The following is a 10,374-nucleotide window of genomic DNA, read 5'->3' on the forward strand; positions in this document are numbered from 1 at the left end:
GCACCCTGGGCCAGCTTCATCAGAATATGGTGGTATCCGTCAACAACGTACTCCGGACGGTCTGTGTGCTGAACCCGGAAGTTCATCATGAGGCCTTTGTTCAGTCTCTCCGGAGTCAGGGCGGCGGAAAGTAAGTCTTTTCTGATCCCATAAAGAAAGCCCCTGCATCGGTTCCGGTGCGGGGGTTTTTGTTTTTGGCTCTACCCCCCGTCAAGCTAAATCATAGCTCAATCAGGCAAAAAGAACCCCCATCCACGCACATCTAAGGCCCAAACAGCAAACGCCACCCCCCATGGCCCTATACTGCAAAGGGGACGGCCCTAAGGCCCTGTATGTCTTTCGGGTTTAAAGCCGGGCCGCGCTTCGGGAGCCTCAGCGACCGGGCTTTGTTTGCTGCAAAAGCCAGCCCTCCTTAAAGTCCTTAAGGTCTTTAAGGAAGGCAGTCTTTTGTGGCAGGCAGAGCCGCCGCTGCCCTTGACGGGCTTTCACCCCGAAAGCACAGCAGGGCTTTTGCGGTAACCAATTACAAAAAGGGGTAGGCATGTCCAACGTAGAAAAAATCGTCAAAATCGTCTTCTCCGGGGAGGATCAGGTTTCAAAAACCGCGCGGGATGTGGCAGACACCCTCTCTCTAATTTCCTCCATGGCGGACAGGGTGTCCTCTCCGCTGGCCAAGGCTGCCGATGCCGTACTGGCCACGGACGCGGCCCTGCTGGCCCTTGCCGTGGGGGGCCTCACTTATGCCTATGTCAAGGCCGTGGACTTTGAATCCGCCAGCACCAACCTTGCCAAGATTCTGGATGAAGATCTCCGGCCCCTCATGCCCAGGGTGGAAGCGGATGTACTCTCCCTTTCCAACGCCTATGGCCAGTCCGCCACATCCATCATGGAATCGGTCACGGATTTTAAAAAAGCCGGGTTTGATCTGGATGCCTCCCTCAACATGGCGGAAGCCTCTATGCGGCTGGTCATCGCTGCGGCAGAGGCCGGGTATGAGGTGAGCAGCGCCTCCTCGGACATTATCGCCATCATGAAGGGATTTAACGCCGAAGCCTCCCAAACCGCCCGGCTTACGGACATCCTGAACAAAGTTTCCAACGATTACGCCACCTCCGTGGTGGAGCTGTCCGGTGGTATGGCCAAGCTTGCGCCCCTGTCGTCTCAGGCAGGATTCTCCTTTGAGGAAACCGCAGGGCTGCTGGTGCCGGTGATCGAACGGTTCCGCTCCGGGGTGGAAGCCTCGGAAGCCTTTAAAACCACCCTCCTGCGCCTCACCAGCAGCGCAAAGCCCGTCACCGATGCCCTGGAAGTGCTGGGTGTGGCCCAGCATGATGCCAACGGCAAGCTGAGATCTTCCCGCGATATTTACTACGATGTGGCCAAAGCCTTTGAGACCGTGGATGCCAGCATGAAGCCCGTGCTGGTGCAGGCTCTGTCCGGCACCGACCATGCCGCCAAGATGATGGTGGCTTTCGATGGCCTCGCCAAGACCACGGCGGTCACCAACACGGCCCTTGCCTCCACCGGAGCCGTGGCCGCAGAAGTGGCGATGAAGCTTGAATCCTCTCAGGTGGCGCTGGATCGCTACGGGGCCTCTTTTCAGAATCTTGCCATTGTGGTGGGTACGGAATTTAAGGACAGCCTCAGCGGTGCCATCAATGGCATGACGGAGATTCAGGCCGCGTTGCAGCAGCTTGTTTCTTCCGGAGCCTTTGACGATCTTTTCAATGGCCTGCGTCGCATGGGAGGCGGGCTGGAGGATTTTTTTAAGGATGTGGCCAAGGCCCTGCCCGAAGCCATGGAGAATGTGGATTTTTCGGGGCTGGTGGATTCTCTCGAAGGAATCGGGGAAGCCATCATGGGCCTTTTTGGCGAACTGGATCTGAGAAAGGCCAAAGACCTTGAAGCCTTCATCCAAACCACGGTGGACATGCTGAAGGGTCTGGTGAACATCAGCTCCGGCATGGTGGAAGGCTTCAAGCCCTTCATTGACCAGATCCGGGAGTTTTTTCTTCTCATGGCTCAGGATGACACCGAGGCCCAGAAGGCCGTGGGCCAGATCCTTGCCATCGGCAAGGCGGTGAATGCGCTGGGGCTGGAGTTTGCCGCTGTTCTCGTGGGGATGAATGAGTTCGGCATAGCGGTATCCTCCGTTTTCGATGTCGTGGGCGGGGCCGTGCAGGTGCTGTGGAACACCCTTACGGGAACGCTGCGCTGGCTGAAGCTTTCCTTTCTGGAGGTACAGGAAGCCTCTCTCGCCCTTGCGGAAATGGTGACCTTCGGCGGGATGAGCGAGCAGTTCGGCAGAGACCGGGCGCGGGTGGAAGCGGAAATTGCGGCACTGAAAAAATCCGTCAACGAGGATGGCCATGACATCTTCCGGGGCTTTGAGCGCATCGGAAAGGGTTTTGGCCTGATTGCCGAGGAAGCCGAGGGCGGAAGCGGGTCTGTGGGGGGGATGCGGCAGGAGATGGAAAAGCTTGCCAGCGCTCCTGCCCCGGAAATCCGGGTTTCCACGGAGCAGATGGAATCGGCCAGGGCGGAGATCAGGGAAATGGGGCTGGATGTCTCCAGCCTGTCGGATGACGTCATCATGGAATTTCTCATCCACAAAGACGAGGCCTCCTGGGCGGCGCTGAAGGCGGCCATGGCGGAACTGCCTTCGGAAAAGACCACCCGCGTCACCGCCATGGTGGATGAGAACTATGAGGAGGTGGTGAAGGGCGTTTTCGCAGGCATCGACGATGAAAAGCACATCGTTTATTACGCCGGGCCGGATAGCGCCTCCGTGGAAAAAACCAAAGAGGAACTGGAAAAGGAACTTCCCGCAGAAAAGCGCATGGAGATCCATGTGGAGCTGGAAAAGGCCCGCATGGCCGAGGAAACGGAGCGCATCAAGGCCACGCTGGAGGTGCTGGGAACCAGCATTGAATGGCAGGCGAAACTTGACATAGCCGAGGTGGAGGCCAATGCGAAAAAGGTGGAGGCCATCATCTCCGGGCTTTCCACCACCATGGAGTCCACGGGCAAGGTGCTGGGGGATCTCTTTGACCTCTGGGGCAATGCAGACAGCTTTTCCGAAAAGTGGCAGATCGAAAAATGGGTGAAAGAAGAGATGGCCCTGCGTCAGGAAGCCCACAATAAGCAGATGGAAATTGCGGATGCGGAGATGAAGCTGGTGGAGGCAAAAAGGGACGCCCTGCGAAAGGGGGATTCCCTCATCACCATCCAGGGAGATGGCCTTGCCCCCCACCTGGAGGCCTTCATGTGGGAGGTTTTGTCCGCCATCCAGGTGCGGGTCAATGAAGAGGGCATGGACATGCTGCTGGGGATTTAAACCGTAGGGGCAGGCCCCTGTGCCTGCCCGGTTCTGGGCAACCACAGGGCTTTGCCCCATGGCAAAGGCCAGCCCTTCTTAAGGACCCTAAAGACCTTAAGGACATTAAGGACCCTAAAGACCCTAATAACCCTACTAATGCCCCCGAGGCAAAACCATGAACATCATCATCACAGCCCCTGAATTTGACCCCGACGGCACCCGCATTCTGCGGCAGGAGGCCTCCGCCCTGCTGGAGAACCGCTCCGGCTCCCGCAGGGTGTCCCGCACGGCCACCCTGGACGGCGGGGCCATCCCCTACGACACGGGCTACGCTGCTGCGGATCGCACCATCAGAATCTCCACGGACATCCGCCATCTGGACTGGCTTTCCCGCATGGTGAAGCTGTACGCCGAAGTGCGGGTATCCACGGAAGAAGGACTTTTTTACGGCATTCCCTCCGCCTGGTCTGCAAAGAACAACCGGGCGGGCATGGATGTGCTCATTTTACGGGAGGCATGAGACATGGCCATCACAAGAACCCTGGCAAACAGTCTTTTGTACGAGATGGGCCGGGGAACCATCAATTTTGAAACGGGCACATTCCGGGCCATCCTGATGCGGCCCACCTTTGTTTTCGACCGCATTCAGCACACCCTGTACAGCCATGTGCTGGATCAGGAAGTGGCCACGGCCAACGGCTATGTGGACAAGGGGGTGCTCCTTCTCAATGCCGAAGGCTGGCGGCAGGACGATACCTGGGCCATGGCCACCATCTCCTGGCAGGATGCGGTGTGGACGGCTCAGGGCGGGAGCATCGGCCCGGCTGCGGGGGCCATGGTCATGCAGTTCAATGAATCCGCCCCCGGAGACAGCAGGATCATCGGGCATATCGCCTTTGGGGAGAATGTCACCGTGACGGACGGGGTGATGTTTCAGCTTAAAAACATGGGCTTTGACCTGAGGCAGGGAGGATAAAATGGCCTTGCAGCGATGGGCGCGGGCGGCGTTTCCCGTGTTTCAGGAAGAATACCTTCTCATGACAGCGCCCCAGAACCAGCAGACGCTGGCTTTAAGTTTTTTTGTCTCCAACTTTTCCGATACAGCCAGTGCGCGCATTGATTTTTTCCACAGGGATGCGGGCGGCAGCCTCCTTTTCCGCTGGGGCATTACCCTGGAAGCGACAGACTCCCCCTTTGCCCTGGACACGGTTTTTGTGCTGGCTGCGGGAGACAGCCTTTCCGTGGCCTCCACCCGGAACGAGGTCTCTGTGCTGGTGTCCGGAGATGTGAGCTGATGGGTTTTTTCCGCTTTTCAGAGCGCATTTTAAGGCCCAAGGTCTTTCCCTGCGGGTACCCCAACGCCGTGCGGCCCCGGGATCCCGTGGTGGGGGATGTGCTGGATGGGGATATCCTTTTTGCCACTCAGGGCGGCTTTTACCTTCTGGCGGCGCCTGCGGCAAAGCGCAGCCGACAGGCCGCAGGAACCAACCTTGTGAACCTCTCTATCCCCAATGTGGCGGTGAACGGAACGGACCCCAATGACGGCTTTTATAATACCAGCGTCTGGATTACCCGAAGCAATGCCGCAGCCGCCCATTACTGCAACGACCGGGGCTATTTTCTGCCCAATAAGCATGAGCTGGAACACCTCTGGCAGCAGAGAAGCCTCATTGACAGCAAAGATGCCTCCGGCGGGGCCATGACCCTTGCGGCCATTGCCGCAGGAACGGCTCCCGGCTCTTCGGAGAGAAACTGCTGGAGCTCCACGGAAAACTCCAGCACCCGCGCCCTGGCCCGGCATTTTGGGACAGGGGCTGAAAGTGCCGTAGGGAAAAACACCTCGCTCTGGGTGCTGCCCTGCCGGAGGGTTGCGGTTTAACAACAAAAAAGGGGTCAGACCCCTTAAAAAGCCCCCCCTTTAAGGGGTCTGACCCCTTTTTGAAAGAAAACCATGGCCATTTACCGCATGAACCAGAAAAAGCTTATGCCCCTGCGCTACCCCCACGGAGCGAAAAACGCCGTGCGGCCTGGCCCGCCGCCCCCGCTGAAGCTCTGGGATGTGGTGGAAGGCTGGATTGTGTACTTTCTGGATGAGGCCAGCAATACGGCCCTTCTGGTGGCTCCGTCCAAGGAACGGTTATTGGACAGATATTCTTATCGCTATGAACTGATACCGGGTATTGAACCCCAGGTGCAGCCGGATAGGGATGACCCCTACACCGGAAAGCATAATACGGAGTTTCTGAAGCAAACAGGAACCGATGGCACTCCATATAGCCCCCTTGCAAAAACCATTGCAAACAAAGGCGGGTTTCTTCCGAACACGCAGGAACTGACCCAGCTTCTGCAATCAGATCTCGACCATATTGATTCACTGGATACTTCTGGCGGAACCTATACCTTCGCAGAAATAAAAAGGCGGGCGAACAACGGGCAAGGCAATGGCGTCATCAGTTCCTCACAGTGCGGAACGAAAAGTTGTCTTGCCCGTTTTGGGCACAACCCCTATATGGTCCGAATTTATCCCAAGGACGGCATGGGCTTTGGTGTGGGCATCCGTGAACTGCCCATTGTCGGTGGCGAATGATCCGGACAACCCTTCACATCTCGCCCCTGTTTTTTGGTACGGCCCACCATCTTCTGGCAAGTCGGAATCCCCCGGTGATTCTGCCGCCCCTGCGGCCCGTTGTGGTTCTTCATGCAGGAGCCTTTGCCGCAGAAGGGGGCATGCGCGGGGATTTTGTTGATACCCATGAACGCCTGATCCTGGAGGCGGGAGCTTTCCAGTCTCTCGCGAATTTGAAGGAAATTCTCTGGGGCTGGCAGGAACAGATGGACATCGGCCCCTTCTGCGCAGCCTCAGGTCTCCGGGTGCAGACAGTGAGGGTCACACGCTTCCTGCCCGTAAGCGCTTTTGCGGGAGCTGCGGATTTTCATCCGCCAGGCCTTTGCCTGATTGTTCCGGAAAACCGTTTTACCGCCAGCGCTTTTCTCAGAGAGCCGGTCATTCCCGGAGAGCATGAGCTGCCCCTTCTCCTCAAACCCTTTGATGCCCAAAGCCATCTGAAATCTGTGCCAGAACGGGAAATCTGGTGGCAAAAGGAGATCCCCGTGACCTGCCAGAAAATCTACACCTGCACCCTCACCGGAGACCGGGACGGCCTTAGCGACGTGGAGCTGCCCATGGCCTCGTTTCAGTATCGCCTCACGGAAAACGGCGGCTCCTACCTCTCTGTGGTGCTGCCCCATGCCCTGCGTTTCAATGATCTGATCACAGCAAGGCCCAAAGGCCGTCTGGTGCTGCGTCAGGGCTGGCGCCATGCGGACGGCTCCCGCCAGCTTACGAACATGGCCAGTGCGGGCAGTGTGCGCTTTCGCTACGACCGGGGCGGCCGCAGCGGCTCTCTGACCCTGAACGCGGAAGGAAAGATCACCTTTTCCTTTGATCCCAACGTGGCCAAGGTGCTGGATCCTGTGGTGGCGGTCTCCCTTCAGGCAGACGGCATGACCCGGTTCCGATGCGCTCCGGTGATGGGGCTTTTTCCCGGAGACCTGGCCTGGGTGGAAGGTATCCCCTGGCGCGTGGCCCGCATTGCCGTTTCTGTGAACGATAAAACCCAGAGCATGGAGGTATTGGCGCATGGATAGGTCTCAAAAAGGGGTCAGACCCCTTAAGTGTTTGACCCATGGGTAAGGCCGAGATTCTTCACAACCTGGGAGAAGGCCGGTACCGCTGCCGGATTCTCTACAACCGCAAGGCTCTGGAAGACCGAAAAGCCCTGCTGGAAAGCGCGCGGGAAAAGGCGGCTGCGGAAAAACAAGAGGCGGAAAGCACGGTGGCCACCTGTCGGGCGGAGCTGGACGGAGGACTTTTGCGGCTGAACGCGGCCATTGAAGCCCTTCGTGCAGAGGCATCGGAGGCAAACAGAAAGGCCGTGAGCTCCCTTCAGGCCGAGGTTCTCCGACTGCGGGCAACCCTGAACCGAGCGGAACTCCGACTGGCTGGGGCCCGGCTTGTTCTTGGGAGTATGGACGCGGAGCTGGAGCGTCTGCGGGAGATCTTAAAGGGGCTGGATCAGGATGTTCGGGAGCTGTGGTGTGCGGATCACTCCCTTGCCCTTTCGGACACGGCGGACACCCTGGAGATCAACGGAGAGCCGGGGAAAATCCTCCTTACCCCCGGAACCCGGCACACCCCGCCCGGCATCCTTCCGGGTATGCTCACCCCCATCTCTGCCATGACAGCGGCCCAGACGGCCCTGAACTGGGCGTTTTTTCCTGGATGGCAGAAATGGAAGCCCACCTTCCGCACGGCCACCCTTTTATCCCGCAATCTTCAGGCGGATACGGGCTGCGTGACCCTGGATGCGGATACCTCCTCCGTCCGGGGGCTGCCCATTCATACGGAAACCTCCCTGACGGACATCCCCATTGAATACATGGCCTGCAACGCCAAAGCCTTTGAAGAAGGCGACCGGGTGGTGATCGAGTTCCGGGGCCAGAAACAGGAATCGCCCGTCATCATCGGCTTTGAGAATCACCCGAGGCCCTGCCCGACCCATATCCTTTTGCGGGTGGTCTTTCACCGCTGCGCGCTCTATTGGGACGTGGTGAACGATGATTTTGCCGACATCCCCTGGCAGGCCCCTGAAGGCTGGAAGGCCGGAGATCCCTGGCCCGAAGGCTGGCCGGACGGCTGGAACTACGGCCCGCCCTCCAAATGGCAGATGGGCGACCCCTGGCCCTACACCCGGCATCTGAAACGGGTGCTGCAATTTGATGACGATGGCCGACGGCTGCATTACGAAATGGAGCAGGGGCATAAGCATTTTATACGGCAAGGAGTGGTATCCACGCGGATCAGCCAGACAGATTGGGTAGTACGCGGGCATCCCAGGAAGGATTTTTCCCAGGTTTACGAAGGCGCGAATCCTTATTCACCGGAGTACCTGGCCTATATCCGCGCGGGTCAGAGGGCAACCTGGCCCATTCCCGGACCTGGCTCCTTTCTCTGCTCAGAACTGATCTACCAGAAAAGCAATCTTGACGGAGACCTGTGGGAAGATAGCACATGGGATCTTACGGAAGCGGAACACATCGGACCCTTTGAGCCAACGCCTCTGCATCCGCACCCCATTGTTTTAAGGGATGCCCGGTATAATCATACGGGAACAGCCACCTATCACATGGTGGACCCCTATGGAGAGCCCCAGGAAGGGTGTGCGCCCGCCCCTGGTGGCTCAGATCCATCCACAGGGATCCATATGTACATTGTGCAGGAATTTCGCCTTTCGGAGCTTCGCGAAAGCCACCACGAAGCCTACGCCAAGCTGACCTGGCCGGGCGGAGAAACCCGTTTCGGCCTTTACTGGAAACAGCGGCGCATGCTGGAGCATATCCATGTCCGAGGGGAGTTTGGGATTGACGCCCCCCACCCGCACAATTACTACTGCCGCGCCAACAGCATTGAAAACATGAAGATGAAAACCCTGAACCCCCTGAAAGCGTCTTCCGGAAAAATCCCCGTATCCTATGGATTCGCCTATCACATGGATACGGCCCTTCTGCCCAACACCGCCGTGGTGCTGGAGCACCTGCGCCTGGTGGGAGAGCTTGAGGAACAGGACGAAGCCAATGGGGCAGACCCCTTCCGCGCTCTGGGAACCTACCCCAGGAATGTGGAATGGGGGCCCGTAACCCTTGGCCTGAAAACCGCCTACACCCGCGCCAGGCGCAGCACAACCGGCGCAGGCATGGGAAAGGTGCGGGAATGTGCTGCGGAGGCCCTGCCCCAGGACGAATCCCTGACCACGGGGTATACCGTAAGCCCCTGGCTGAATCGCCAGCTTCAGGAAATGTTGAACCGCCAGCCACCGCACCGGGTTTTTCTCGCTGTGGGCGGCCCCGGAGGAAAGCAAACCTTTTTCCATGCGGAATATTATTCCGACGGAACCTTCAAGCAATGGGTCACCGGGCCGGAGTTTGCTCCGGGAGAGGGTTTTTTCAGGCCTGCCATGCTCCCGCCTCCGGAAAGGCGACAGCGCGGGCTGAACTTTCTTCCCATGGAACTCCGCGATTCTTTAAAGTTTTTTGTGACTATGAAGGATATCAGTTAGCGAAAAATGGCGAAAAACAGGACCCTTTATCTGAACAACCGCAATTTTTTCGGAAACCAGCGGCCTTTGGGTCTGGTTTCATCATTGGGTGTGAATGTGCTGGGGCCTTTGTACTTGCTGTAAATAACCCTGCACACAGGACATTCGTATTCCGGAAATGGATCGGTAGCTTTCCGGATGTACCCACATTTTGGGCATTCCATGGCATTTCCTTTCGCTGGATGTTTTTTTAAAGAAATCATAGATCGGAATGCCCTGTCAATTGTAAACCGTGTTTAATGATGCAACGCAATCGGAAAGGTTTTTGAGTCCAAAAAATATCAGGTGTTTAAAGGGTTTTATGCGTATGCTTCCGCAAAACGTAAAAACAACATGGGGTTGATATATCAGGCTGGATGGGTGGGCGGGGCTCAAAAAGGGGTCCGACCCCTTTTTCTCTTCTTTTATTCAGCGTCTCCGGCTGCTATGCTTTTTCTGCCACAACAGGACTACAGAAAAGGGACACCATGATTTCCCACGATCACAATTTCAAGAACATCTTTCTCGATTTTCCCAGAGAATCCCTTGACTGGCTGCTACCCGAAGCCATGACGCATCTGGGTGCGGTACAGAGCTTTGAGTTCATCCGTCAGGAGCCGAAAAAGCAGAAGCTGAAGGATGGCCACCTTTCTTTGGACATGCCCATCCTCTTTCGCTTTGAAAAAGGTGAGGTGGTGCTCTGGCTGGTGGAATTTCAGGAGGACAAGCAGAAATTCTCCATCCACCGCCTGCTCCGCTATGCCACGGATCTCATGGAAAGCCACCCCAAAGCCCGCGTGGTTCCCACGGTGCTGTTCACCCGCAGGGAAAAATGGAAAAAGGCCGTGGCGCGGGAGCTGGAAAGCCGTCTGGGAGACCGGGTTTTTCTGCATTTTGAATATCAGCTTGTCCGGCTTTTTG

The 10,374-nt window shown here is 57.4% G+C and carries 8 protein-coding genes and 1 pseudogene; all 9 read left to right on the top strand.

The window, feature by feature from the left end; translation table 11 throughout:
• Positions 1-541 precede the first annotated feature (541 nt).
• Complete coding sequence (locus RBR60_RS15190; protein WP_320358330.1) at positions 542-3,337, top strand: phage tail tape measure protein; 2,796 nt, start codon at positions 542-544, stop codon at positions 3,335-3,337.
• A gap of 157 nt (positions 3,338-3,494) precedes the next feature.
• Complete coding sequence (locus RBR60_RS15195) at positions 3,495-3,839, top strand: hypothetical protein (protein WP_320358332.1); 345 nt, start codon at positions 3,495-3,497, stop codon at positions 3,837-3,839.
• Positions 3,840-3,842: 3 nt separating this feature from the next.
• Positions 3,843-4,295: a hypothetical protein gene (locus tag RBR60_RS15200; protein WP_320358334.1), complete on the top strand. Its 453-nt coding sequence runs from the start codon at positions 3,843-3,845 to the stop codon at positions 4,293-4,295.
• A 1-nt stretch (position 4,296) separates the two neighbouring features.
• Positions 4,297-4,614: a hypothetical protein gene (locus tag RBR60_RS15205; protein ID WP_320358336.1), complete on the top strand. Its 318-nt coding sequence runs from the start codon at positions 4,297-4,299 to the stop codon at positions 4,612-4,614.
• The gene (locus tag RBR60_RS15210; RefSeq protein ID WP_320358338.1) at positions 4,614-5,198 is read left to right on the top strand and encodes a hypothetical protein; all 585 of its coding nucleotides are present in this window, start codon (positions 4,614-4,616) and stop codon (positions 5,196-5,198) included. The genes RBR60_RS15205 and RBR60_RS15210 overlap by 1 nt, the downstream gene beginning before the upstream one ends.
• A 72-nt stretch (positions 5,199-5,270) precedes the next feature.
• Positions 5,271-5,906 carry a hypothetical protein gene (locus RBR60_RS15215; RefSeq protein ID WP_320358340.1) on the top strand — a complete coding sequence of 212 codons (636 nt, stop codon included), beginning with the start codon at positions 5,271-5,273 and terminating at the stop codon, positions 5,904-5,906.
• Complete coding sequence (locus RBR60_RS15220; RefSeq protein WP_320358342.1) at positions 5,903-6,967, top strand: hypothetical protein; 1,065 nt, start codon at positions 5,903-5,905, stop codon at positions 6,965-6,967. The genes RBR60_RS15215 and RBR60_RS15220 overlap by 4 nt, the downstream gene beginning before the upstream one ends.
• A gap of 38 nt (positions 6,968-7,005) precedes the next feature.
• A complete protein-coding gene (locus RBR60_RS15225; protein ID WP_320358344.1) occupies positions 7,006-9,435 on the top strand; it encodes a hypothetical protein in 2,430 nt (809 codons plus the stop codon).
• A 506-nt stretch (positions 9,436-9,941) separates the two neighbouring features.
• Positions 9,942-10,374: pseudogene (locus RBR60_RS15230) on the top strand (hypothetical protein); the annotation flags it as partial.

The organism is Desulfobotulus sp., assembly GCF_034006065.1.
Classification (GTDB): domain Bacteria; phylum Desulfobacterota; class Desulfobacteria; order Desulfobacterales; family ASO4-4; genus Desulfobotulus.

What these genes read in the sequence shown, in the direction of transcription:
- RBR60_RS15200 (WP_320358334.1), top strand. Translation starts at nt 3,843, where the DNA reads ATGGCCATCACAAGAACCCTGGCAAACAGTCTTTTGTACGAGATGGGC.
- RBR60_RS15205 (WP_320358336.1), top strand. Translation starts at nt 4,297, where the DNA reads ATGGCCTTGCAGCGATGGGCGCGGGCGGCGTTTCCCGTGTTTCAGGAA.
- RBR60_RS15225 (WP_320358344.1), top strand. Translation starts at nt 7,006, where the DNA reads ATGGGTAAGGCCGAGATTCTTCACAACCTGGGAGAAGGCCGGTACCGC.
- RBR60_RS15195 (WP_320358332.1), top strand. Translation starts at nt 3,495, where the DNA reads ATGAACATCATCATCACAGCCCCTGAATTTGACCCCGACGGCACCCGC.
- RBR60_RS15210 (WP_320358338.1), top strand. Translation starts at nt 4,614, where the DNA reads ATGGGTTTTTTCCGCTTTTCAGAGCGCATTTTAAGGCCCAAGGTCTTT.
- RBR60_RS15220 (WP_320358342.1), top strand. Translation starts at nt 5,903, where the DNA reads ATGATCCGGACAACCCTTCACATCTCGCCCCTGTTTTTTGGTACGGCC.
- RBR60_RS15190 (WP_320358330.1), top strand. Translation starts at nt 542, where the DNA reads ATGTCCAACGTAGAAAAAATCGTCAAAATCGTCTTCTCCGGGGAGGAT.
- RBR60_RS15215 (WP_320358340.1), top strand. Translation starts at nt 5,271, where the DNA reads ATGGCCATTTACCGCATGAACCAGAAAAAGCTTATGCCCCTGCGCTAC.